Source organism: Actinokineospora auranticolor, assembly GCF_002934265.1.
In the GTDB taxonomy this organism is placed as follows: Bacteria; Actinomycetota; Actinomycetes; order Mycobacteriales; family Pseudonocardiaceae; genus Actinokineospora; species Actinokineospora auranticolor.
Window position 1 is genome coordinate 424,287 of sequence record NZ_PTIX01000005.1, and the last position, 23,274, is coordinate 447,560.

The 23,274-nt window shown below is 72.1% G+C and carries 21 protein-coding genes and 1 pseudogene; 11 read left to right on the top strand and 11 right to left on the bottom strand.

Annotation, left to right across the window (positions count from 1 at the left end):
* Nucleotides 1-9 precede the first annotated feature (9 nt).
* The 5 genes and pseudogenes from CLV40_RS37960 to CLV40_RS12565 form a co-directional block, all read right to left on the bottom strand.
* Nucleotides 10-216 carry a hypothetical protein gene (locus CLV40_RS37960; protein ID WP_181043462.1) on the bottom strand — a complete coding sequence of 69 codons (207 nt, stop codon included), beginning with the start codon at nt 214-216 and terminating at the stop codon, nt 10-12.
* The gene (locus tag CLV40_RS39435) at nt 213-1,088 is read right to left on the bottom strand and encodes a WD40 repeat domain-containing protein (protein WP_245931251.1); all 876 of its coding nucleotides are present in this window, start codon (nt 1,086-1,088) and stop codon (nt 213-215) included. The genes CLV40_RS37960 and CLV40_RS39435 overlap by 4 nt, the downstream gene beginning before the upstream one ends.
* Nucleotides 1,089-1,850: 762 nt before the next feature.
* Nucleotides 1,851-3,079 (bottom strand): annotated as a pseudogene (locus tag CLV40_RS39440) (nSTAND1 domain-containing NTPase); the annotation flags it as partial.
* Nucleotides 3,022-3,471 carry a hypothetical protein gene (locus CLV40_RS12560; protein ID WP_146108012.1) on the bottom strand — a complete coding sequence of 150 codons (450 nt, stop codon included), beginning with the start codon at nt 3,469-3,471 and terminating at the stop codon, nt 3,022-3,024. The gene CLV40_RS12560 and the pseudogene CLV40_RS39440, both read right to left, overlap by 58 nt.
* A 67-nt stretch (nt 3,472-3,538) precedes the next feature.
* On the bottom strand, nt 3,539-4,984 hold the full coding sequence (locus CLV40_RS12565; protein ID WP_104479024.1) for an MFS transporter: 1,446 nt from the start codon (nt 4,982-4,984) through the stop codon (nt 3,539-3,541).
* Between the two features lie 103 nt (nt 4,985-5,087).
* Here CLV40_RS12565 and CLV40_RS12570 point away from each other — a divergent pair, with 103 nt between their 5' ends.
* Both CLV40_RS12570 and CLV40_RS40275 read left to right on the top strand, forming a co-directional pair.
* The gene (locus tag CLV40_RS12570) at nt 5,088-5,267 is read left to right on the top strand and encodes a hypothetical protein (protein WP_181043463.1); all 180 of its coding nucleotides are present in this window, start codon (nt 5,088-5,090) and stop codon (nt 5,265-5,267) included.
* 51 nt (nt 5,268-5,318) lie between these two features.
* Nucleotides 5,319-6,821, top strand: coding sequence for a PQQ-binding-like beta-propeller repeat protein (locus CLV40_RS40275; RefSeq protein WP_146108013.1), 1,503 nt, complete (start codon nt 5,319-5,321; stop codon nt 6,819-6,821).
* Here the strand turns inward: CLV40_RS40275 and CLV40_RS12580 are convergent.
* Both CLV40_RS12580 and CLV40_RS12585 read right to left on the bottom strand, forming a co-directional pair.
* Complete coding sequence (locus CLV40_RS12580) at nt 6,805-7,476, bottom strand: phosphotransferase (RefSeq protein WP_245931244.1); 672 nt, start codon at nt 7,474-7,476, stop codon at nt 6,805-6,807. The genes CLV40_RS40275 and CLV40_RS12580 overlap by 17 nt on opposite strands.
* 97 nt (nt 7,477-7,573) lie before the next feature.
* A complete protein-coding gene (locus CLV40_RS12585; RefSeq protein WP_245931245.1) occupies nt 7,574-10,168 on the bottom strand; it encodes an AAA family ATPase in 2,595 nt (864 codons plus the stop codon).
* 137 nt (nt 10,169-10,305) lie between these two features.
* On the opposite strand from CLV40_RS12585, the gene CLV40_RS12590 reads away from it, so the two are divergent.
* The 4 genes from CLV40_RS12590 to bluB all read left to right on the top strand — a co-directional run bounded on the left by CLV40_RS12590 (nt 10,306) and on the right by bluB (nt 12,718).
* Complete coding sequence (locus tag CLV40_RS12590; protein ID WP_104479029.1) at nt 10,306-10,731, top strand: ester cyclase; 426 nt, start codon at nt 10,306-10,308, stop codon at nt 10,729-10,731.
* 32 nt (nt 10,732-10,763) lie between these two features.
* Entirely contained in the window at nt 10,764-11,375 is a 612-nt protein-coding gene (locus CLV40_RS12595) for an SRPBCC family protein (protein WP_104479030.1), read from the top strand.
* 120 nt (nt 11,376-11,495) lie between these two features.
* Nucleotides 11,496-12,074 (top strand): cob(I)yrinic acid a,c-diamide adenosyltransferase, encoded by a 579-nt coding sequence (locus CLV40_RS12600; protein ID WP_104479031.1) that lies wholly within the window; start codon nt 11,496-11,498, stop codon nt 12,072-12,074.
* Nucleotides 12,071-12,718, top strand: a complete 648-nt coding sequence (gene bluB, locus CLV40_RS12605; protein WP_104479082.1) for a 5,6-dimethylbenzimidazole synthase — start codon at nt 12,071-12,073, stop codon at nt 12,716-12,718. Before CLV40_RS12600 ends, bluB begins: the two co-directional genes overlap by 4 nt.
* A 76-nt stretch (nt 12,719-12,794) precedes the next feature.
* Here bluB and CLV40_RS12610 read toward each other — a convergent pair whose 3' ends face one another.
* Together CLV40_RS12610 and CLV40_RS12615 are read right to left on the bottom strand one after the other, a co-directional pair.
* Nucleotides 12,795-14,900: a M6 family metalloprotease domain-containing protein gene (locus CLV40_RS12610; RefSeq protein ID WP_104479032.1), complete on the bottom strand. Its 2,106-nt coding sequence runs from the start codon at nt 14,898-14,900 to the stop codon at nt 12,795-12,797.
* Nucleotides 14,901-15,077: 177 nt separating this feature from the next.
* Nucleotides 15,078-15,332, bottom strand: a complete 255-nt coding sequence (locus CLV40_RS12615; RefSeq protein ID WP_104479033.1) for a hypothetical protein — start codon at nt 15,330-15,332, stop codon at nt 15,078-15,080.
* Nucleotides 15,333-15,488: 156 nt separating this feature from the next.
* Between CLV40_RS12615 and CLV40_RS12625 the strand changes: the two genes are divergently transcribed.
* Nucleotides 15,489-18,950, top strand: a complete 3,462-nt coding sequence (locus CLV40_RS12625) for a TM0106 family RecB-like putative nuclease (RefSeq protein ID WP_104479034.1) — start codon at nt 15,489-15,491, stop codon at nt 18,948-18,950.
* Between the two features lie 82 nt (nt 18,951-19,032).
* Here the strand turns inward: CLV40_RS12625 and CLV40_RS12630 are convergent, their stop codons facing one another.
* Together CLV40_RS12630 and CLV40_RS39450 are read right to left on the bottom strand one after the other, a co-directional pair.
* On the bottom strand, nt 19,033-19,542 hold the full coding sequence (locus CLV40_RS12630) for a hypothetical protein (RefSeq protein WP_104479083.1): 510 nt from the start codon (nt 19,540-19,542) through the stop codon (nt 19,033-19,035).
* A 36-nt stretch (nt 19,543-19,578) separates the two neighbouring features.
* Nucleotides 19,579-20,526 (bottom strand): ankyrin repeat domain-containing protein, encoded by a 948-nt coding sequence (locus tag CLV40_RS39450; RefSeq protein WP_104479084.1) that lies wholly within the window; start codon nt 20,524-20,526, stop codon nt 19,579-19,581.
* On the opposite strand from CLV40_RS39450, the gene CLV40_RS12640 reads away from it, so the two are divergent.
* The 4 genes from CLV40_RS12640 to CLV40_RS12655 all read left to right on the top strand — a co-directional run.
* Nucleotides 20,525-21,934: a phage tail sheath family protein gene (locus CLV40_RS12640; RefSeq protein WP_104479035.1), complete on the top strand. Its 1,410-nt coding sequence runs from the start codon at nt 20,525-20,527 to the stop codon at nt 21,932-21,934. The genes CLV40_RS39450 and CLV40_RS12640 overlap by 2 nt on opposite strands.
* Nucleotides 21,935-21,955: 21 nt before the next feature.
* Nucleotides 21,956-22,387 carry a phage tail protein gene (locus CLV40_RS12645; RefSeq protein WP_104479036.1) on the top strand — a complete coding sequence of 144 codons (432 nt, stop codon included), beginning with the start codon at nt 21,956-21,958 and terminating at the stop codon, nt 22,385-22,387.
* On the top strand, nt 22,384-22,740 hold the full coding sequence (locus tag CLV40_RS12650; RefSeq protein WP_104479037.1) for a hypothetical protein: 357 nt from the start codon (nt 22,384-22,386) through the stop codon (nt 22,738-22,740). The genes CLV40_RS12645 and CLV40_RS12650 overlap by 4 nt, the downstream gene beginning before the upstream one ends.
* A 47-nt stretch (nt 22,741-22,787) precedes the next feature.
* Nucleotides 22,788-23,274 (top strand): transposase domain-containing protein (locus CLV40_RS12655; protein WP_181043464.1); only part of this gene is annotated, 487 nt, incomplete at its 3' end.

The following is a 23,274-nucleotide window of genomic DNA, read 5'->3' on the forward strand; positions in this document are numbered from 1 at the left end:
TCGCGCCCGCTAGCGGGGGCAGCCGTGTGGTTGGTCCGGCATGATCGCGGACCACTCCTGGTCGAAGGTGGGGGACCGGAGGATCGCGCACGCGCGCGCCACGGCGACCTCGGGGTCCAGCGACCACAGGCGGATAGAGCCATCGGTGGAGGCGGAAGCGAGGGTGGTGTCATCGACGAACATGACGCGTTCGACGGCGTTCGAGTGCCCGGTCAACCCCGCCCACAAGGTGAGGTCCGATGTCCGGTAGACGGCGATCTCGGACTCCCGTGAACTGGCCGCGAGTAGCGAACCGTCCGGGCTGAACGCGAGAGCGGACGCGGGGGTGGACAGGTTGGTGAGTTCCGCAGGGACGCGCCGGTCACGGGGTCCCAGAGCCGCAGGGTGTTGTCCCACCCCGCGATGGCGAGTTCCGTGCCCGAGGGAGTGAACTCCAGTTCGCCGAGCGCTTCCCCAGCGGCTCGCGAACCAGCGACGAGATGGCGGGAGTACCGAAGGGGATCCGCTTGAGCGCCGGGGGAACCCGCAGGTCCCAATACTCCAGTTCGCCACCGTAGTCGCCCGAGGTGATCTCCCCGTCCCGCCCGGGGCCGAGCGCGGTGACGGGAGGGCCGCGCGGGCACGCTCGGTGTCAGGTCGCTGGACCACCGTGTGTCGGAAATGGAGTCGTTATAGGAGATGTCGCCTTCGCCGACGTAGGCGACTCGTCGGCCGTCCGGGAGGAAGACGGGGAAGGGGTACCTCCAGGTCGAGTTCGACAGCACGCGACCGGTTCCCGACTCGATGTCCCACAGCCGCACCGTCGCGTCTGTCCCGCCGCTGACCAGGTGTCGGCCGTCGGGGGAGAACGCGACCGAGATGGCCTCGCCGCCGTGCGATCCCAGGGTCCGCGTGGTGCCCGCGGCGAAGTCCGTGTAGCGGATGTCGCCGTTCTCGTGGGCCGACGCGATACCGCGGCCCTCGGGCTGGAAGGCCAGGTCCCAGACGGTTCCCGCGCCGAGGTCGAACCACTGGCGCAGGCCCCGGTTGTACGGGTTGGTGTTGATCACCCGGACGAGGCCGTTCCCGTCGGCGAAGGCGATGTCCATACTGCCGGGCTGCGGGCTCACAGCGAGCCCGATCCCGGCCGGGGTGGGGTCGGACAGGTGCGGCAGCTCGACGCCCGTGGTGAGGTCGAAGGCGTGTAGCGCGACATTGTCCGGGGTCGTGGCGTAAAGGGTCTTGTGGTCGGAGCTGAACTCCAAGGAGAAGATGGCTTTCGCTTCTCCGACGGCGGTGAACCCGCGTACCTGGGCGCGTGTGGTGGTGTCGAAGACCTGGATCGTGCCCGCGTTCCCGGTCGCGAGCCGAGTGCCATCGGGGCTGACCGCCAGCGCGGTCGGACTCCTGTGCGCCCCGGGCACCGTGCCCGCGTACCGGCTGCCCTGCACGGACAGCAGCGCGCGCCGCGCGGCGTCGCCCTGCTCCACCCGCCACGCGGCCAGGGCCAGCAGCACTGATTTCCGCTGGTTGGTCACCCGGCTCTCGGCCGAGGTGGCGGCCAGCGCGGTGGACCGGGCCGCGCGTTCTCGGGCGTCGGCCTCGGACCGCTGCCGCAGCGCGATCGCCGCCGCACCGGAGGCGACCAGCACCAGGACGGCCAGCAGGGCGATGACCGCGCGCGTGCGTCGGAACCGACGGGTCTCCCGCCGCACCCCGGCGGCGATGAACCGTTGCTCCACTGTGGACAATTCAGGTCGCTTCTCCCACTCGCGGACGGCGGCCAACCGCACACCGGAGTACAGGTAGGCGTCATCCGTGCCGTGTTCCGTCCACGTCCGCGTGGCCTCGGTCAGCTGGCTGTGCAGGAACAGGCGCTCGCGGTCGCGCTCGATCCACTCCCGCAACCTCGGCCACGCGTGCAGGACGGCCTCGTGCGCCAGCTCGACCCGGTGCTCGCCGACGGTCAGGATGCGCGCGTCCGGTCCCGCGAACGCGTCCCGCACCCGGCACAGGGCCTCGACTTCGGCGGGTTCGCGTCCGGCGGTGACCTCGTCCCAGGTGATCGGGCGCCGTGAGTGGTCGGTGTGCTCGCCGACGCGCACCATGCGCAGGAGCAGCGTCCGCGCGGTGTCCTGGTCGTCGCCGAGGGCGGAGTAGACCTTCTCGGCGGTGGCCGCGACCGCCCGGCTTCGAGGCCCAGGCCGACCCGGGCGGCGGGCTCCTCGATGACCTGGCGCAGCTCGTCGAGCCCCAGGGGGCCGAGCGGGAACTGGCCGGTGGTGAGGGCTTGGCGCAGCGCGGGGTAGGCCAGGCAGTGCGGGTAGAAGTCGGCGCGGACGGCGAGCACGACCGGTGCGGTGGACTCGCTGACCAGGTCGACGAACGGGCGGCGCTCGGCGTCGTCGTCGCAGGCGGTGAACAGCTCCTCGAACTGGTCCACCACCAGCACGGCGTCGTCGGGGCGTTCGAGGTCGGCCCAGGTCTCCGTCGGCCGCGCGCCGGGGGTCATCCGGACGACGCCGACGCCGCGTTCCCGCAGTGCCGGGTCGAGTCCCGCGTTGAGCAGGGAGGTCTTGCCCGAGCCGGAGGCGCCGATCACGACAACCGGGCCCGACCCGGCGGCGACCCGGTCGGTCAGCTCGCCGGTGGTGTCCGCGCGGCCGAGGAAATCGGCGGCGTCGTCCGGGGTGAACGGCTCCAGACCTCGGTAAGGGCACGGGACGTCGGCCGGGGGCTCGGCTTCGGCCTGACCGCGCTCGTACCCCGGGTTGGGCGCGAGGACGAGACCGTCGGCGTTGCCCGCCGCGAACCGGCGGGGGCGGGGCAGGGGCGGCGAACAGAGCTGCGCGGCGCGGTCGAGGTGGCGCCAAGCGTGGTGGAGGGTGATCCAGGGCGGGCCGGTGGGGTCGCCGTCCCGCAGCAGCGCGACCAAGCCGCCGGTGAACCAGGTGCGCGGCTCGCCGGGCGGTGCCCACGCCCGCTCGCTCCCGCCGACCGCCGCCAGCAGGTAGGACCCCGCCGACCGCGCCGCCTCCGCGGTCACGGCCGCGACGGCGTTCCCGGCCCGTCCCGCGTGGCAGCAGTCGAGCACGACCACGACCGTCGGCGCGGCGCACGTCCGAACCGCCGGCGCACGGTGTCGAACGGTAGGGAGTCGACCTCCAAGCCCGCCACGGCGTCCCGGGAGGCGGCCGTGGCCAGGTACAACTCGTTGTCGGCACTGACCAACCCGTGCCCCACGAAGTACACGACCAGCACATCGGTCGCCTCCGCCGCCGCGGCGGAGATCGCCTGCCCGGCCACACGCGGGTCGGCCGGGTCGAGCACGACCCGCACATCGGCCGCCCCGGCGACCTCGGCGAGCGCGTCGGCCACCTCCCGCACGGACCGCTCCACCGACGGCAGGTCCGGCAGCGCCGACCCCGGCGCGCGGGTGCCGGTGCCGATCACCAGCACCCGCGCGCCAGGACCAGCCAGCTCAGACCGCATCGACCCTCCGACCCGCCGCCCACCCGTGGCGCGATGTTAGCCGGCGCGGTCGTGTGCCGTACGGGGTTCAGCCGTTCTCGTCGGCCGCCGTGAGGGGCCGGGCGATGTCCTCCAGGGACGCGCGTTCCGCGCGCACGCCGAGGAACAGCTCCGCGACCCCGCCCAGCGCCATGGCGACCGCGCCGATGCCGAAGCCGACGGCGACCAGGACCCGGTCGCCCGAGTCGATGAGGGTGCCGAACAGCAGGGGGCCCGCGATGCCGCCGACGGCGGTGCCGACCGCGTAGAAGAAGGCGATGGCCAAGGCCCGGGTCTCCATCGGGAAGATCTCGCTGACCGTGAGGTACGCGGCGCTGGCACCGGCGGACGCCAGGAAGAACGTCAGCACCACCGCGGTCAGTGCCAGCCGCGCGTTGTCCGGCGCGGCGAGGAACACCCAGATCAGCGGGACCGTGAGCAGCGCGGAGCCCAGGTAGCTGCCCGCGATCATCGGTTTGCGGCCGACGGTGTCGAACAGCCTGCCCAGCAGGAGCGGGCCGAGCATGTTGCCGATGGCGTACACGACGAGGAACACCGGCACGGTGCCGGAATCCACCTTGTAGTAGTCGCCGAAGAGGGTGCCGAGGTTGAAGGTGATGCCGTTGTAGATGAACGCCTGGCCGATGAACAGCGCGAGACCGAGGATGGCGCGCTTCGGGTACCGCTTGAACGCGGTCGCGGCGATCTCCCGCAGCGAGATGGCCTTCCGCTGCCGGATCTCGATTTCCTGGTCCGCCGCGGCCAGTTCCGCGCCGGTGCCGTCCTCGACCTCCGCCTCGATCCCGGCGACGATCCGCTCCGCCTCCTCCGCGCGCCCGTGGATGAACAGCCAGCGCGGGCTCTCCGGCACGTGCCGCCGCACCAGCAGGATCACCAGGCCCAGCACGGCGCCGAGGCCGAAGGCGATCCGCCACCCGAGGTCGGCGGGGAACAGGTCGGTGTCGAGCAGCACCAGGGCGAGCGCGGAACCGGCGGCGGCGCCCGCCCAGTAGGTGCCGTTGACCACCAGGTCGACGCGGCCGCGCAGGCGGGCCGGGATGAGCTCGTCGATGGCGGAGTTGATGGCCGCGTACTCGCCGCCGATGCCCGCCCCGGTGACGAACCGGACCAGGTAGAAGTACCAGGGGGCGAACGCGAACGCCGTGGCGACCGTGGCCACCACGTAGACCACGAGAGTGATGAGGAACAGCTTCTTGCGGCCGAACCGGTCGGTGAGCTGCCCGAAGAACAACGCGCCGAGACACGCGCCCGCGACGTAGCAGGCGGCGGCCACCCCGATGTCGGCCGCGGTCAGGCCCAGGCCGCTGCCCGGCTCGACCAGCCGGGCCGCGATCGCGCCGATGATGGTCACCTCGAGGCCGTCCAGGATCCAGACCGTGCCCAGACCGATCAGGACCCGCCAGTGGAACCGCGACCACGGGAGCCGGTCGAGCCGGGCGGGCACCCGGGTGGTGATGGTGGACGTCGAGGTCATGCCCGCCTGCTACCCGTTTGCGCGTCCCGGGAAACGGGTAGCCCGAAATGTGCGATGCGCGTTCCTGGGTCACCGCTACCGCTTCCGCGCGGACGGCCCTCTCATGATCTGGGTCTGTGCCTGCGGCGCGGGCGGCAGCAAGCGCTACCCGTCGGCCGCCGAGGCGAGCCGGTACGCGGTGGCCTTTGACCGCGAGGACCGGGCCGACCTCGGCCGGCGAGCGCCCCTGTTCGGGCTGCTGCCGTTGCGCCTGCTCCGGTTGTTGCGCCGGAAGGTCGGTTAGCGCCGGGAACGGGATGCGTCTCCTCCGCGTCGATTCCGTGGGGGTGGGCGCGTGGTCAGGGCGACGTTGGCGGTGGCGGGCGCGGTGTGTGCCGGGGTGTCGATGCTGTTGGACGGGGGAGTGCCAAGGTCGGAGCCCGCGTGGGGTGGCGTCGGGGTGGGGTTGGTGGTGCTGGCCGCGCTGTGTGTGCTGTGCGGGGCGCGGGTTTTCGCCGTCGCCTTGGCGGTAGTTGGTGTCGGGTATGCCTGGTACGTGGTCGAGGGGGACCTCGGGTCCGGGGTGGCTGGGCCGTCGTCGTCGGTGTTGCTGGTGGGGGCCTTGGCCGTCGCGGTCGGGGCGGTCGTGCCTCGACTGGTGCCGCGTCCTTGGGCCGTGGTCGGGCTGGTTCTGGTGGCGGGTGCGGCCCTTGGGGCGCGTGAGGTTCCTCGGGCGGTCGCGGTCGACGCGGTCACCGTGGGAACGCGGGTGGCGGCGCCGGTGGTTGATCGGCCGACCGGGGCGCAGTGGCGGTGGACCGCCGCCGCGCCGGTTCGGGAGGCCGTGGTCGCGGGGGCGGGGCTCGTCGTGGGGACCGACGGCGGGCAGGTCGTCGCAGTCACGGCCGGTGGTGTCGAGACCTGGCACTACACCCGTGCGAACGCCAGGCTGTCGTCGCTCACCGCCACACCCGACAAGGGCCTGGTCGTCGCGGCGTTCGCCGGGCCGGACCGCGCCGGGGACCTGTGGGTACTGCTCGACGCGGGCACCGGCGCCGTGATCCGGGAGTGGGCCGGACCGGAGGGCGGCCGGAGCGGGTGGGTGCACAACTCCACTGTCTTCGCCGAACCGGACGGCGACTGGCCCGACTTCCGCGTACGCGCTACCAACCTCCGCAGCGGCGCTCCACTGTGGACCTGGCAGGCCCCGCCGGGGTGCCGGTCACCGTTCGGCCCGGTCGGCGCAGCGGACGGGATCGTGCTGGTTTCCCAGGCGTGCGGCGACAGTTGGGCGCTCGTAGCCCTGGATAACCGCGACGGCAAGCAGCGTTGGAGCGACCAGTTCACCGTCGCGCCAGGCGAAGGCGCCACCTACGCCGTGGGAACGACGACCGACGGGAACGCACTGTTCTTCGTCGCCTCTGGCTACCGCAAGGAACTCCTGCGCGCGGGCGACGGCGCCCCGGTCGCCAAGGACGCCATCGCCGACCGCTGGGTGTGGCCCGACGCGGGCCCGGTCCCCGTCGCCGACCGCGAGGACGGCGGCAAGATCCTCTCGACCGTCACCATCGAGGACCTGGCCGTCATCCCGGTCGACGGCCCCTGCGACCGCCGCCGCGCCGTCGCCACCACCCGCACCACCGTCCTGCGGGTGTGCGACACCCCCACCGGCGCTGACTTGATCTGGCAAGCCGCCGACGGTTCGGGTCAAGTCCCCCTGCGCAACTGGACCCCGCCCCAGGCACCCCCGCCCTCCGGCGCCTACCGCTCGGTCTTCAAGTCCGTCGGCGTCTTCCCCGCCCCCGGCTTCATCGCCGTCGTCAGCCGCGGGGACCCCGCGGTCATCGGCTTTCCCTGAGCGCGGCCACGAATGTCGCCTCGTGCCGCCGAACCAGGGCCCGCGCCCCGGTGGCCCAGTCGATCGCCGTCCGAGCGTGGCGCCGACGGGTCTCGCTCAGGGCGGTGTCGCGCAGGTTGAGCTGTTCGGCGGCGATGATGTGCTCCTGCCGCCGAACCATCGCCTCGACGAGATCGACGGCGTCGACATCGCCGTAGCCATCCCGCGCCTCCCGCAGGTGCGCCGCTTGCGCGGCCACAGGCACCCCACCCGACTCCTGCACGCACCACGTCCACGCCAGGTACCCGAGGTCGTCGAGCCGACCACCCGGACGACACCCGCTCCAGTCGATGAACGCCACCGGCAGTCCATCTTGGACGATCGCGTTGAACGGCCCCGGATCCCCGTGCATGACGCAGTCCTCGCCACCCGCCAGCGGATGCCCGGCGGTGACGTCGTGCAGGGCGCGGAGCATCGAACCGGCCAGCCGGTACGCGCCGTCGGCGCGCTGGGAGGGGTGGTCGGTCGTGTGACCGGGGATGAAGGTGAGGATGTCCCGACCCTTCTCGTCCACCCCGAGGTAGCGCGGAGCGTAGGGGTAGCCCGCGCATTCGAGGTGCCGCAACACCTGCGCGGCGAAGTCCGATCCTCGCGACCGCCGAACGGTGTCGCCCACCCGAACAACGGTTTCGGTGTTGTTCCCACCTGGAAGGTCCACTTCGGTCACCGGCCCATGATCCCGCCCGGCCGGTCCCGGCGTCAATCGGCACCGGCTAGCGGATCGCGGGCATGTCCCGGAGTTGACGGCGCGAGGTGATGGACAGCTTGCGGAAGATGTTGCGCAGGTGCGCGTCCACCGTGCGGGGACTGAGGAACAGCTTCGCCGCCACCTCCTTCGACGTCGCCCCCTCCGCCACCAACCGGGCGATGTGGACCTCCTGCACCGTCAACGCGTCCGACGTCGGGGTCGAGCGGCGCCTGGCCTGTTCGCCCGTGGCGCGGAGCTCGGCCGCCGCCCGGGCGGTGAAGGCCTCGGCGCCGAGGGCGGCGAGGAAGTCGTGGGCCTGGCGGAGTTCCACGCGGGCGTCGCGGCGGCGGCCTTGGCGGCGCAGCCATTCGCCGTAGACAAGGTGGGCTCTGCCGCGGTGGATGGCCGCCGATGTCTTGTCCAGCAAGGAAACGGCCTCGCGGTAGGCGTCCTCGTCGTCGTGGACCAGTGCTCGGGCGTACGCCTCGATGCCCCGGCTCCACGGGTGGTCGCCGCCGCGGGCGCGGTCGCGCAACGACGTGTACGCGGCGAGGGCCGTCTCCGTTTCGCCGCACCGGACCGCGGCCTCGACCAGTTCCGGCAACGCCAGGACGGCCAAGCCGAGGTCCTTGGTGGCGACCGTCGCCTTGGCCGCGCGCAACGCCGCCGGGTAGTCGGCCAGGCCGTTGTTCAACACCGCCGTCGCGTACTGGACGCTCAACGTCATGTGCGGGCCGACCGCCGCGAACAACTCCTCCGCCTCGGCCCGGCGCCCCCGCGAGGCCACCAGGTGCAGCCGCGGGTAGACCAGGGGAGCGGCGCCCGTCGCCTCCGCGATCGCCTCCTCCTCCGAGATCATCTCCTGGGCCGCGCCGAAATCACCCGAGTACGTCGCGACGGTGGCGAGCATGGCCAGCCCGATCGGCAGCGCGTGGAACGAGCCCGACTCGCGGCCGAACGCGGTCACCCGGGTGGCGATGGCGCGCTGCGCGTCGATGTCCATCAGCTCCAGCGCCAGCAGGAACCCGAGCGTCGGCCACCGGGTCCACGCGTCGTCGCCGCCCGCGGCCACCACCGGGCGCAGGATCTCCGGGTCCGCCGCGACCATGCCGTCCAGGATCAGGTCCGCGCTGCGCGGCGGGCCCGCGACGGGAGGCGCGGACCGGGCGGCCTCGATGACCGCGCGCAGGCCGCCGGTGAGGATGCCCATCTCGATGGCGTCCACGTACGTCGTGCGGGCCTCTTCCGGTTCCTTCGCCGCCAGTTTCGCGGCGGCGCGCAGCAGGTGCTCGGTCGGCAGGTCGTCGCCCCGGAAGCGGGCGAACGAGAGCCGCCCGCGCAGCAGGTCGACGCGGGCGTCGTCGGGGTTGACCGTGGAGAGCAGCTCGGCCGCGACGTCGAAGTCACCGGCGGAGAGCTTGGCCGCCACCGCCGCCAGCACCCGGTCGAACCGCGGGTCGGCCTCCGGTGTCAACGCCGCCGCGCGTTCCAGGAACGCCGCCGCGGCCGCCACCCCGCCCCGGGCGCTGGCCCGCGCCGCCGAGTCGACCAGGGCGGCGGCCACGTCCTCGTCCGGTCCCGCGCACGCCTGGGCGCGGTGCCACGCCACCCGGTCGGGATCGGTCAAACGGTCGCTGACCCGCGCCAAGGCGTCGTGGGCCAGTCGCCGCTGCCGGTCGGTCGCGGCCCGGTAGACCGCCGAGCGGGCCAGCGGGTGCGCGAACCGGACGCGGGTGCCGAACTCGACCAGCGGCGCGTCGACCGCCGCGGACTCGTCGATCCCGAGCAGCGCCGCGGCCCGCCACAGCAGGTCCGGGTCGCCGATCGGCTCGGCCGCCGCCACCGTCAGCAGGAGTCGGACCTGGGGGGCCACCCCGTCCAGCCGGGCCTGGAAGCTGCGTTCGGCGGCGGCCGGGGCGGGCAGGTCGAAACCACCGGCCAGGCCGGTCAGGCCCGCCGTCCTGGTCAGCTCCAGCAGCGCCAGCGGGTTGCCCCGGGCCTCGGCCAGCACCCGGTCGCGGACCCGCTCGTCCAGCGGCGCGGGGATCTCGCGGGTCAGCAGCTCCCGGGCTTGCGTCCCGCTCAGCGGTCGGACGTCGACGACCGGCAGGTGGTCGAGCACGTCCCGGCCCTCGCGCGCGGCGAACACCAGCGCGACCCGCTCCGCGCCGACCCGGCGGGACGCGAACGCCAGCGCCCGCGCGGAGGCGTGGTCCAGCCACTGGGCGTCGTCGATGACGCACAGCAGCGGCTCGTCGGGCTCGGTCAGCAGGCCCAGCGTCGCCGCGCCCGCCAGGAACGGGTCCGGGGTGCCGGTTTCGAGGCCGAAGGCGATCCGCAGGGCGCCGCGGTGCGGGGCGGGCAACGCGGGCAGGTGGTCGAGCAGGGGCAGGCAGAGCTGGTGCAGCGCGGCGTACGGCAGCTCGGTCTCGAACTCGGCGCCCACGGCCCGCAGGACTCGCGTGCCGTCCGCCGACTCCGCGAGTTCGTCCAGCAATGCGCTCTTGCCGATGCCCGGTTCGCCGCGCACCAGCACGGCGCCGCCCCGCGACGCCTTGGCCTCGTCCACCAGTTCCCGCAGGCGGGACGTCTCGTCCCGGCGCCCCAGCAACGTGTCCACGTGTTGTCCCCCCGACCGCCCGGTCGCCTGCGTACCGGGCCCACGTGGTTCGAGGATAGGCGATTTCCACCGACGCGAGCGGTGGCCGCCGGACGCGATCGTCGGGGCACACCAGAGAGACGAATCGGAGGCAGCGGATGAACTCGATCGACACCGGTCTGCTCGACAACTGGCTCGCGCTGTGGAACGGCGACTACATCCTGGCGTACCGCCTGGTGACCAACGACTTCACCGTGCACGCCGCGCTGCTCGACGGCGGCGACGGCAGCGCGCTCAACGGCCCCACCGGCCTGGTCGGCTGGATCACCAAGACCCGCGCGGCGTTCCCCGACCTGCGGTTCACCGTCGAGGTCGGGCCGATCGCCGACGGTGACCACGTCGCGCTGCGCTGGGTCGCCACCGGCACCTACGACGGCGGGTTCCCCGGCGCGACCGCGCGCCCCGGCACCCCGGTCCGCTTCACCGGCACCGACTTCCTCCGCATGGCCGGGGACCGGATCGCCGAGTACTGGCTCAACTCCGACACGCACCTGCTGGTGACCCAGCTCGGCGTCCGTCCCTGAAGTCGTTGTCCGACCGCACAAGGAGCGCAACCATGTCCAACACCCGCCGCCGCGCCGCACTCGCCGCGATCCCGCTGGCCGCCTGCGTGCTCGCGGGCCTCGTGACGCCCGCGCGGGCCGCGCCCGCGCAGACCTCGGTGAGCTGCCAGGGGCAGGGCGTCGACCGGACGGCCAAGGTCCGGTACCGGACCGAGCGCCTGGTCAAGGCGCCGCTGTCGGTGGTCTGGAAGCTGCAGACCGACGTCGAGCGTTGGCCGTCGTGGCAGGAGCCGGTCACGACGATGGAGCGGCTCGACCCGGGGCCGCTGCGGGCGGGGTCCCGGTTCCGCTGGACGACCCCCGTGCCCGCCACGCCGGTGACCCCGGAGACGACGTTGACGATCACGTCGAGCGTGGCGCAGATCCGGGACCGGCGGTGCGTACGGTGGACGGGGCCCGCTATCGGGGTGGGGTTGCGGATCGACCGGGGTGTGCACGTGTGGACGTTCACGCAGGTCCCGGGTGGTGTGCTGGTCCGCACGGAGGAGACCCACGCGGGCGCGCAGATCGAGTCGGACGTGCCGCTGGCCACGGAGTTCCTGGGCAAGGGGCTGGAGGCGTGGCTGGACGCGCTCAAGGTCACCGCCGAGGCCCGTTGCCGGTGAGCCGCACCCGCCTACGCCTCGGTGAACAGCGCTGACGAGGTGCCGCCCCCGGTCCCGGTGGACCGGGGGCGGGTCCGCGCGCGGCTACACTGGGGGCACAGCCGAAGCCAGGAGGGTGACATGTCGATCGTGCTCAGCAAGATCTACACCCGCGCGGGTGACGAGGGCACCACCGCGCTGGGGGACATGTCGCGCACGTCGAAAACCGACCCCCGCATCGATGCGTACGCGGCCGTCGACGAGGCGAACGCCGCGCTCGGGGTCGTGCTCGCGCTGGGCAACCCCGAGGAGGACGTCGCCACCGTCGTCCGGTGGGTGCAGAACGACCTGTTCGACGTGGGCTCCGACCTGTGCAGGCCGCCCGCCGAGGGCGACGAGCGCTCCCGTGTGGACGACGGCTACGTCAAGCGCCTCGAGGCGGCCATCGACCGGTTCAACGACGGCCTGCCCGCGCTGCGGTCGTTCATCCTGCCCGGCGGCACCCCGGCGGCCGCGCTGCTGCACGTCGCCCGCACCAGCGTCCGCAGCGCGGAGCGGCGGGCGTGGGCGCTGATCGAGGCGGTGGGCGGGGAACAGGCGAACAAGATCACGGCGCAGTACCTCAACCGGGCCGCCGACCTGCTGTTCGTCCTGGCCCGCGTGGCCAACCGCGAGGTCGGCGACGTGACGTGGACACCGGGGGAGAACCGGGGCGCGTGAGTTCGCAGTCGTTCTACGAGGTCCTGTCCCGCCGCCGGGATGTCCGCGCCGAGTTCAGCGGCGAACCCGTGGACCCCGCCGCGTTGCGCCGGGTCCTCGCGGCGGCCCACGCGGCGCCGAGCGTGGGCATGAGCCAGCCGTGGGACTTCGTGGTCGTCCGGGACCCGGTGCTGAAGAAGGCTTTCCGCGACCACGTGCTGGAGGAGCGGGAGGTCTTCCGGGACGGTTTGACCCCGGATCAGGCGTCGAGGTTCGCGGGTATCCGGATCGAGGGGATCGAGGACGCCACCTTAGGCATCGTGGTGACGTACGACCCGTCCCGGGGCGCCCCGGCGGTACTCGGCCGCCACAGCATCCCCGACACGGGCCTGTACTCGGTGTGCCTGGCCATCCAGAACCTCTGGCTCGCCGCCACCGCCGAGAACCTCGGCGTCGGCTGGGTGAGCTTCTACCGCGAAGAGCGATTGCGAGAACTCCTCGCCATCCCGGACCACGTCCGCCCGGTGGCCTGGCTCTGCGTCGGCCCGGTCACCCACCTCCACGCGGTCCCCGACCTGGAACGCCACGGCTGGCGCGTGCGGGCACCCCTGGAATCCGTGGTGCACGGAGACCGCTACGGCCAGTCGGCGGAGTGGCCCGACTGACCACAGTGGACAGTCGCTGGGTTTCCCCGAATGCCGATGGGGGGTGTGGGCACGCGTATGCCCACACCCCCCTTGCTCAGCGGCCCTTGATCTCGCACGTGGCCGTGGCGGTCTTGCCCGGGTTGCTCTCCGAGGTGGCCGTCAGCGTCACCTTCGTCGACCGGGACCGGCCGTCCTGCTTGACGTAAACCGGGACCTCGACGTCCTGGCCGAACTTGGCCGTGGCCAACGCGTTCGGGAGTTGGACGGTCCAGCCGCGGTCCTTCGTGGTGGCGGTGAGGCGGTAGACGTCGTTGTCGAGGTAGGCGCGGACGTCCTCCGGGTGCCGGCCCGCGGGCGGGGCGCCCCGGCCCGTGTTGATCAGGGGGAAGCGGCAGGTCGCGAAGCCGCTGGAGTTGGTGTGGCCGTGGGTGGGTTCCAGGCGGACGCCGCGGCGTTGGGGACCCGCGCCGTCGAGGGAGCGGATGGCGACGGTGTACGACAGGATGCCCCGGCGGTCGCGTTTGATGTCGAGGACGTAGAAGTGCAGCCGGTTGGCGGTGTCGACGTATTCGTATTCGCTGCCGGAGTTCGTGCCCGCGTGGAAAAGGGCGTCCGACAGCTGGCGGTAGTCGCCGATGGTGATGGGGACCTTGGTGCCGTCCGGCAGGACGTAGTCGGTCATCCCGATGTCCTGCGGGTTGGCGTCGATCACCCAGCCGAACGGCGCGCGGTCCTCGTTCTTGGTCTTGGTGAGCAGGACGCCCGCGTCCGGCGTGAACGAGTCCGCGCCCATCCGGTCGACGACCTCGACCGTGTAGTTCTGGTACCCGCCGCCGTCGCAGAAGGGGTTGGTGTTGACGTCGCACGCCGGTGACAGGTCACCCGTGCCGAGGGCGATGTTGACGCCCATGAGCCCCCTCGGCCCCGGCTGCACCGTCCGCGCGGTCACCTGCGCGACCACCAGACCCGACTCGGCCAGCGCCTCGCGCGACAGGCGCAGCACGTTCTTCTCGTCGACGATGCCGAGCTTGATCTTGTTGCGCAGCACGTGCTGCGCCCCCATCGACCCGCCGCCGGTCGACGGGATGACCCAGCGGGAGTGCGGGCCACCGGGGCCGTTGAACGACCCGCGCGAGAGCATGTCCCAGATCCCGGTGTAGTCGCGCCGCCGCGGGTTGCTGTACGGGTTGTTGTAGTTGTCGCCGATGCCGAGCAGGTGGCTCAGCTCGTGCGCGTACACGCCCTGCCCGGAGCTCTCGGCCTGAGTGGACGACCCGCCACCCGCGTTGGGCCACATGGCCGACGCGGACGCCCAGGAGGTCCAGTCCACGTAGCGGGTGGGCGCCCAGTTCGGCAGCGCCTCGTCCGGCGGGCCGAACGCGTCTGTGACGTCCTCCTTGTTCCGGAACTTCATCATCCCGAACTCCTGCCACGTGCCCGACTCGTCCTGGCCCGCGGAGAGGAAGTAGACGAAGTCGAACCCGGCGGGCACCTCGGCGCCCACCTCGGCCACCCACGCGGCCTTGCCGTCGGTGCGCAGGTCCCGGTCGCACTTGTCCCCGGCCGGGCACGAGGTGCCCGCCTGGAACTCCATCCCGTACTCGTGGTCCTTGCCCGGCATCGTGTAGGGCCCGAACGCCTTGAGGTCCACCCCGTAGCGCCCGCCGGAGTCCTCCATCCAGTACTCGTGCACGGTGTGGCCGCGGTTGAGCCCGCCCGGCTTGTTGAGGAAGTCCTGGTAGAACTGCCCGACCTGGGCGCGGGGGATGTCGTGCGCCTCGGTGCTGGGGTTGCCGAACACCGTCGAATGCGCCGGTTGCGTCACGACGAACGGCTGGTTCGGGTAGTCCAAGAGGACCAGCGCACCCTTGAAGTTCTTCACCGACCCCTTGACCTCGGGGTCGGACCAGTTGGTGCCGGGGACCTTCTTGTAGTCCCGCTCCCACGTCATGTGGTCCGGGTTGACCCAGTTCTGCGGGTCGACGGGCCCGGGGAACCCGGCCTGCGCCATGACCCGCGGCCCGCCGGGGGTCTCCTGCCACGGCTGCTGCTGGGGCCAGTGGTCGTACTGCCACTGGTTCTCCGGCTCGCCGGGCGGAGCCGCGAGCGCCCCCGTGGTGCCCACGGTCAACCCCGCGACCGATAACAGCGCGGTGAACAGGAGTAAGGGACGCCTGCGACGAACCCGTGTGAGGTACATGCCGCCTCCGGAAAGTGTCGGTCCGCTCATGCTATCGACCGACCGGGGCGGACAAACCGTTGCCAGTTAACGGAAATCGCCGTTGCCTCCGCTCGCTTTCCGGCATTACGATGCCCGGTTGGCAACGTGCGCGAAACAACGTGTCAAGGTGGTCCACAAAGGAAGTGACCGTTGCCCCTACGGTTTGTCGCCGCGCCATACCTGGAGCATGTGGGCCCGCCGCGCGGGCGGGGCAGGCAGCCGGTCGAAGGTCCCGCTGTCGCTGAGGAACAGGCAGTCGATGCCGAGCCGGTGCAGGTAGCCGAGGTCGACCGGCGTGGGACGTTCCGGGAACAGCGCGGTCAACCGGGTGACGGGACGCGGGCTGTAGACGGCGTGGTCGAGCAACTGGGCGACGGCCTGGCGGACCTTGTCGTGGGTCGCCGCGCTCACCCCTCGATGGTGCCGTGGTAGTACCGCCGCGTGGCGGAGTTGCCGTAGGAAGGCGCCGTCAGTGGAAGCAGAGCCGATGCGGGCGACGTGGTTCCGCCGTGGCCCCGGGCGTGTCCTCCCCGGTGCCGGGCCGGGGCGCTGGGAGACTGGCGCGCGATGTACACCCCGTCCGATCTGGCTGATCTGCTCGACTGCGAGCACCGCAGCGTGCTGGCCCAGGCCCACGCCGCCGGGGTCGCGGGCGCGCCCCGGCCGGGGCCGAGCGGGGACCGGCTCACGGCCAAGTACGGCCGCGAGCACGAGCGGTCGACCCTGTCCCGGCTCCGGGGCGAGCGGCACGCCGTGATCGAGATCGCCGCCCACGACCCGGTCACCGCCGCCGCCGAGACCGTGGCGGCGCTGCGGTCGTCCGCGCCCGTCGTCTACCAGGCGGTTTTCCACGACGGCGAGTTCAGCGGTCGGGCCGACTTCCTGATGCGCGACGCCGACGGCCGCTACGAGGTCTACGACACCAAGCTCGCCCGGCACGCCCGCCCCGCCGCCGTCATCCAGCTGACCGCGTACGCCGACGCGCTCGCGAGCGCGGGCTGGCCCGTCGGCCCCAATATGCACCTCCTGCTCGGCGACGGCACCCAGGTGACCTTGCGGGTGGACGACTTCCGGCCCGTGCTGCGCAGGCTCCGCGACCGGCTGCGGGGCCGCGAGCCCCGGTTGCCCGACCGGTCCTGGGGCGACGAGCGGCCTGCGTGCTCCGGGTGCGCGTTCGCCGAGCACTGCGCGTCCGGGCGCGAGGCCGACCGGGACCTGGCGCTGGTCGCCGGGATGCGCGGTGACCAGCGGCGCAAGCTGCGGGACGCCGGGTTCACCACCATCGACGCCCTCGCCGTCGCGGGGCCCGACGACCGGCCCGGCAGCCTCTCGATCGCCTCCTACACGGCCCTGCGCGCCCAGGCCGCCATCCAGGTACGCCAGGACGAGACCGGCGAGGTCGCCTACGAGGTCGTCGGCCCCCAGGCGCTCGCCGAATTGCCCGCGCCCAGTCCGGGGGACCTCTTCTTCGACATGGAAGGCGACCCGTACGCCGAGGGTGGGACCGGGCTCGAATATCTATTCGGCGTGGTCGCCGATAACGAGTTCACGCCATTCTGGGCGCACAACCGAGGCGCGGAACGGCGAGCGTTCGAGGAATTCGTCGATTTCGCCGTCGAACGGCTCACGAAATACCCCGAAGCGCGCATTTACCATTACGCCCCATATGAGTCCACCGCCCTCAAACGGCTCGCCGCCACCCACGGCACCCGCGAGGCGGAGGTCGACGCGCTCCTGCGCAACCGCGCGCTCGTCGACCTCTACGCCGTGGTGCGCAAGGCGCTGCGGGTGTCGCAGCGGTCGTACTCGATCAAGGCGTTGGAGCCGCTGTACATGCCGACCGCCCGCGAGGGTGAGGTCAAGACGGCGGTGTCGAGCATCGAGGCGTACGAGGAGTACCTGATGCTCGTCGGCGCGGGCGAGACCGATCGCGCGGACGAGGTGCTGCGCGGCATCGCGGACTACAACGAGTACGACTGCGTCTCCACGCAGCACCTTTTCGAGTTCCTGCACCGGGTTCGCGTCGAGGCGGGCATCGAGACGCTGCCCCCGGCGGAAGAGTCCGAACTGGACGAAGCCCTGCGCGAGGTCCAGGACGAGGAGCGCGAACGGAAGGCCGCCGAGCTGGCCGCCCTGGTCGACACCCTCATCGAGGGCCTGCCCGACGACAGCGCCGAGTTCACCCCCGAGGACCGGGCCCGCGCGCTCCTCGCCGCTTCCGTCGGCTACTACCGGCGCGAGACCAACCCGGCGTGGTGGGAGTTCTTCCGCCAGCTCGCCGCCCCGCTCAGCGACCTCGAGGCCGACACGGCGTGCGCGGTGCCGGTGCGGGTGGAGGCGGGGGAGTGGGTCCAGCCGACCCGTCGCAACGGCCGTGCCAAACGGACCCTCCGCCTGCGGTGCGACCCGGACCGGCCGCACCCCTTCGCGCCGGGCGACGACGTCCGCCTCCGCTACGACCACGGCGACGGCAAGGCGCGGGTGCTGGAGTCCTCCGCCGAACACCTGGTGCTGGAGGAATCCGCGCCGCCGGACGACACGACCGGTGGGCCGCCGCAGGCCGTGCTGCCCGGCGAACCGGTGCGCCCCGCCCCCAAGGACGAGGCCGTCGTCGAACTGGCCCAGCAGACCGCCCACGCGCTGCGGAATCCGGTCCCCGTCGCCGAACCCACCGACGAGCCGCTCGGCCAACTGTCCTTTTTGGACATCGTGGGCGCGCCCGAACCGGTCCGCGCCAACGGAACAGTGCTACCCGCGCTCCCCGGTATCGACCTGCTCCGGCGCTGCCCACCCCGGCTGCGCGGCGGCGGCGCGCTGCCCGACCCCGGCCCCGACCTCGTGCGCACGGTGATCGAGACCGTGGACGCCCTCGACGGTTCCGTGCTCGCCGTCCAGGGGCCGCCCGGCGCGGGGAAGACGTACCTGGCGGGCAGGCTCATCGCCCACCTGGTCCGCACCGGCCGCACCGTCGGGGTCACGTCCACCAGCCACAAGGCCGTCGAGAACGTCCTCTCCGCCGCGCTCGACGCCGCCCCCGGTCTCCCGTGCGCGAAGCGGCCCCGCAAGGCGCCGGACCCGAACAGCCCGTGGGCGCAGCCCAAGAACAACCCGGGCCTGTCCCGCTGGCGCGCCGAGCACGACACCGGCCACCTCGTCGGCGGCACGGCGTGGACCTTCGCCAACAAGGCGCTGCGCGCGGAGCCGTTCGACGTGCTGATCGTCGACGAGGCGGGCCAGTTCGCCCTCGCCGACGCGCTCGCGGTGTCCACCTGCGCCCGCAACCTCGTGCTGCTCGGCGACCCGCAGCAGCTCCCGCAGGTCGTGCAGGGCACCCACCCGGCGGGCGCCGACGCGTCCGCGCTCGGCCACCTCCTCGGCGACGCCGACATCGTCCCGCCGCACCTCGGCTTCTTCCTCGACCAGACCCGCCGCATGCACCCGGACGTCTGCGCGCCCGTGTCGAAGCTCAGCTACGCGGGCCGCCTCCAGTCCCACCCCACCGCCGCCGACCGCCGGGTGGCGGGCGTCGCGCCCGGGCTGCACGTGCTGGAGGTCGGTCACCAGGGCAACACCACGGGGTCGCCGGAGGAGGCCGCCGCGGTGGTCGACCTCGTGGCGTCCCTGCACGGCCGCCCGTGGCACGACCGGGGCGAGACCCGGCCCTTGGCGGACGACGACATCCTCGTCGTGGCCCCGTACAACCTCCAGACCCGCCTCGTCGGCCGCGCGCTGGAGAAGGCGGGTTTCGCGGGGGTGCGGGTGGGGACGGTGGACCGGTTCCAGGGGCAGGAAGCCCCGGTCGTCATCGCGACCATGACCTCGTCATCGGCCACGGACCTGCCCCGGGGCCTGGACTTCCTCCTCTCCCGGAACCGCCTCAACGTCGCCCTGTCCCGCGCCCAGGCCGCCGCCATCCTCGTGTGCTCCCCCCACCTCCTCGAAGCCGACATCCGCACCGTCGACCAACTGCGGTTGGTGTCGGGGGTCATCGGGCTGATGGACGAGGCGCGGCCGTGGCGGGTCACCTAGGTGAATGGCCCTCGTCGGGCCGGGTACCCGGGAGGACGTCGCAGTTGATCGACGACCGCGCGATCCGGTCGAGGTGACCGCGTCAGGCGGCGGGCTCGATGCCCAGGCCGGCCAGCACCACGGTGCTCTTGGTCGCGTCGAGCAGGCGCAGCCCCATGAAGTTGTCCCCGGTCGTGAAGCCCGGCAACGCCCAGATCTCCTCGTAGGGGATCCACGTCCGGCGGAACTCCAGCAGGCTGAAGACGTTGCTCCACAGGCAGTCGCGCGGATCCGGTCGCCACAGCGCGCGGGCGAGTGCCGGGTTGCGCAGCACGCACCCGACCCGGCCGACGGCCCGCACGTGCCGCTGACCGGTCAGCAGCACCACGTCCCGGGGTTCGAGCAGATCCATCCGCCTGTCGTGCTTGTCCGTCGCGCCCCAGAAGTGGGCCTTCCCGGCGGGGTGCAGGTCTTCCAGCCGTGCGCGCTCGCCGGGGTCCAGGGTGTCCCAGTAGGACGGCTCGTGGAACGGTACGGGCGTGTCGAGGGTGTCGGCCCAGTGCCTGCGCGTCTCCGGCTTGCCGTAAGACGGCTGGATCACGACCTTCGTCACGGGGGACGACACTACCCGAGCCGTGGGTGGACTGCCCTACTCCCGAGCCCAGTAGTCGCGCTGGGGGAGGCGGATCCAGGTGTCGGGTGGTCCGGTGATCGAACGGCTGTCGGTGGGGCGGAGGCCGGTGTAGGCGAAGCAGTAGGCCAGGGCGTGGTGCCAGTACAGGTACGACAGCAGCACGTCCTCCCGCACGTCCGGACCGCCACCGGGATGGAGGTCCCAGCCGACCGTCTCGCCGTCGCGGATGATGCTGCCTTGGTTGCCGCTCTTGGGGTTGGCGTACATGCCGTAGCAGACCGTGCCCACCGACAGGAGCCCGGTGACGACCGGCATCTGCGGGCCGTACCCCCACGGCTGCGCGACCACGCACCCGCCCGGCACCTCGGTGACCCACATGGTGTTGATGGTGTCGTCCCCGATGGGATCATCCATCCACAGGCCCATCACCTGTTCGTAGTCGCACTCCACGACCTCGGCGTCCAGCCTGCGGATCGCCTCGGCGGCGCTGATGTCCGCCACACACGCGATGCCCAGTCCCTCGATGTGCTCCACGTCGAGAGCGGCGACCAGTCGCTGTCGTTCGGCGATGGTCGCGGACTCCGAGGGGGTTAGCGAGCCACCTTGGGCGAACAGGTCCGGGGTGGGGCCCGCGAGGCTCAGTCGGGCGGGGGACCAGCCGGACATCATGTCCCGTCGCGGGTCGGCTCCGGCGGCCACCAACGCGCGCGCGTTGTCCGGGCGGTTGGCGGCGACGGCCTGCCACAGCGCGGTGCGTCCCTCCGCCAGTGCGTCCACGTCGTGGACCCGGGCCGCGAGTTCGGCCACGACCGGCGCGGTTCCCCACTCGGCGGCCGAGTGCAGCGGCGGTAGGTACCAGGCCGTGCTCTCGTCGGGGTTGGCGCCCGCCGCCAACAGCCTCCGGATCTCGCTGACGTCCTGCCACCCGTGCCAGCCGTAGCCGCCCCATCCCCCGTTGGTCATGATGATCATTGTGCGCCACCCCGGCGGCGCCCCCGGCATCCTGCTCCCGTTGGCGGTACGGGGTTTCTTCGAGAACGGCGGCGGCGTCTGCTACGTCGTGCGCATCCCGCGCCCCGACGGCAACGGCGCCCCCCGCCGCGCGCTGCCCGCCTCCGGCAACGCGGAACTCGAGTCGCTGTCGGTGGAGGTCATCGGCGCGGCGGCCACCTACGAGGTGGCCGTGGAACCCGTCGCCGAGGCCGGGCCGGACGGCGCGGGCCAGGACTTCACGCTCCGGGTGCTCGTCGACGGACGGGTCGCCGAGGAGTTCCCCGGGGTCAGCGTGGGCAAGGGCCAGCGCGGGGTGGAGAAGGTCGTCAACGACAAGTCCACCCTGATCCGGGTCGAGGTGCGCAACACCCCCGGCGTCTCGCTGGCCGACCGCGCGCCCGCCCCCGGCCGCTACCAGCTCACCCCCGCGCCGACCGCGACCGCCGTGGCGCCGTCGGAGTTCGAGGGTTCCGAGACGAAACGCACCGGGTACCAGGGGTTGGCGGTCGCCGAGGACGTCTCGATGGTCGCGGTCCCGGACCTGGTCACCATCGCCACCCGTGCCGACGGGTCCTTCGACGCCGAGCTCTACATCACCGCCCAAGGCAGGCTGGTCGACTGGTGCGCCAACAGCGGCACCAGGATGGCGATCCTCGACGCCCCGCCGGGGCTCAACGCCGAGGGCGCGCTCCAGTGGCGCAAGGACCTGGCCCGTGACAGCGCTTTCGGCGCCGCGTACTACCCGCACCTGGTCGTGGCCAACCCGCTCGCCCGACCCGGCGCGACCCCCGCCGACCGGTTCGTCACCGTCCCGCCCAGCGGCCACGTCGCCGGGATCTGGGCGCGCACCGACACCGCGCGCGGGGTGTGGAAGGCGCCCGCGAACGAGGTGTGCCGCGGCATCGCGCGCCTCGCCGCGGACGTGACCACCGGCGAGCAGGACCTGCTCAACCCCAACCAGGTCAACTGCATCCGCTCGTTCGGCGCCAACGGCCTGCGCGTGTGGGGCGCGCGCACGCTGGCCTCGGTGGACCAGAGCTGGCGCTACATCAACGTGCGGCGGCTGTTCATCTTCATCGAGGAGTCCATCCGCCGCGGCACCCAGTGGGTGGTGTTCGAGCCGAACACCCCGGACCTGTGGGCCCGCGTCCGCCGCACCGTCGGCGCGTTCCTCAACCAGTTGTGGATGCGGGGCGCGCTGGTCGGCGCGACACCGGAGCAGGCGTACTTCGTCGCCTGCGACGAATCGAACAACCCCGTGGCGTCGGTGGACGACGGACGGCTGGTCGTGGACGTCGGCCTCGCCCCGGTGAAGCCCGCCGAGTTCGTCATCTTCCGCACCAGCCAGTGGCAGGGCGGCGCGGAGACCACCGATTAACCAGGCCGGGGAGGCGCACCCATGCCCGATTTGACCACCACCGCCGTCTTCGTGCTGGAGATCGACAGCGTCGAGGTCGGCAGCTTCCGCAAGGTCTCCGGCATCGAGTCCGAGACCGAGGTCATCGAGTTCAAGGAGGTGAACAAGGAGGGCCGCACGATCATCCGCAAGCAGCCGGGCAACATGAAGTGGGCCGACATCACCCTGGAACGCCGCATCGACAGCACGAACATGCTGTGGGAGTGGCGCAAGCAGGTCATCGACGGCGACATCGACAAGGCCCGGCGGCACGGGTCGATCGTGGCGAAGAACTCCAAGATGGAGGAGGTCGCCCGCTGGGACTTCACCAACGGCTGGCCGTCCAAGCTGTCCGGCGCCGACTTCGACGCGGGCGCCAACGACGTGGCGACGGAGAAGGTCGTCATCACCCACGAAGGGCTCGTGCGCAAATGAGCCTGAGCACCGAGTACCCGTTCACCCTGCCCAAGGGCTACCTCGACGACGACGGCACGCTGCACCGCGAAGGCGTGATGCGGCTGGCCTGCGCGCGCGACGAGGTGGAGCCGCTGCGCGACCCCAGGGTCAAGGACAACGAGGCGTTCGTGACCGTGATCGTGCTGTCGCGGGTGATCACCGAACTCGGCGACCTCGGTCGGGTCAACACCCGGATCGTCGAGGGGCTGTTCGCCAGCGATTACCAGTACCTGCAGGACTTCTACCGGATCATCAACTTCGGCGACCCGGCGGTGCTGCTCGACCAGGAGCCCGGGACCCCTTTCCCCGAGGGGACCGCGATGCCGGCCTAGGCGCAATGCCGGTCGGTTAGGTCATGGCGGGGCTGTAGCCTGCGGTGGTGGATCTTGGGTTGGGTGTGCGCGAGGGCGGCGGTCTGGCCGACCGGGCTGCGGTTGGTGTGCTGACTCGGACGTTTCCGGTGGAGTTGGTCGATCGGGTCATTGACCAGTATTGGCGTCGGGAACAGCGGACCCGCGCATTGCCTGCTCGGTTGGTCTTCTATTTCACGCTTGCTTTGTGTCTTTTCCCGAATGAGTCGTACCGGTCGACGATGAAGATTCTCATGTCGGCGTTCGGTCGTGGAGGGCAGGGCTATCGGGTACCGACGACCGGTTCGATCGGTGATGCTCGTCGTCGTCTGGGTTCGGAGCCGATGGAGACCGCGGTGCGGGCGGTGATACGACCGAGAGCGTGCCGGGAGACGATAGGCGCGTGGTATGGGGATTGGTTGTTGACAGCGGTTGACGGGACGACGTTCACGGTGCCGGATACCGAGGAGAACGATCGCGAGTTCGGGCGACCCGGTTCAGGGCGCGGCGAGGGAA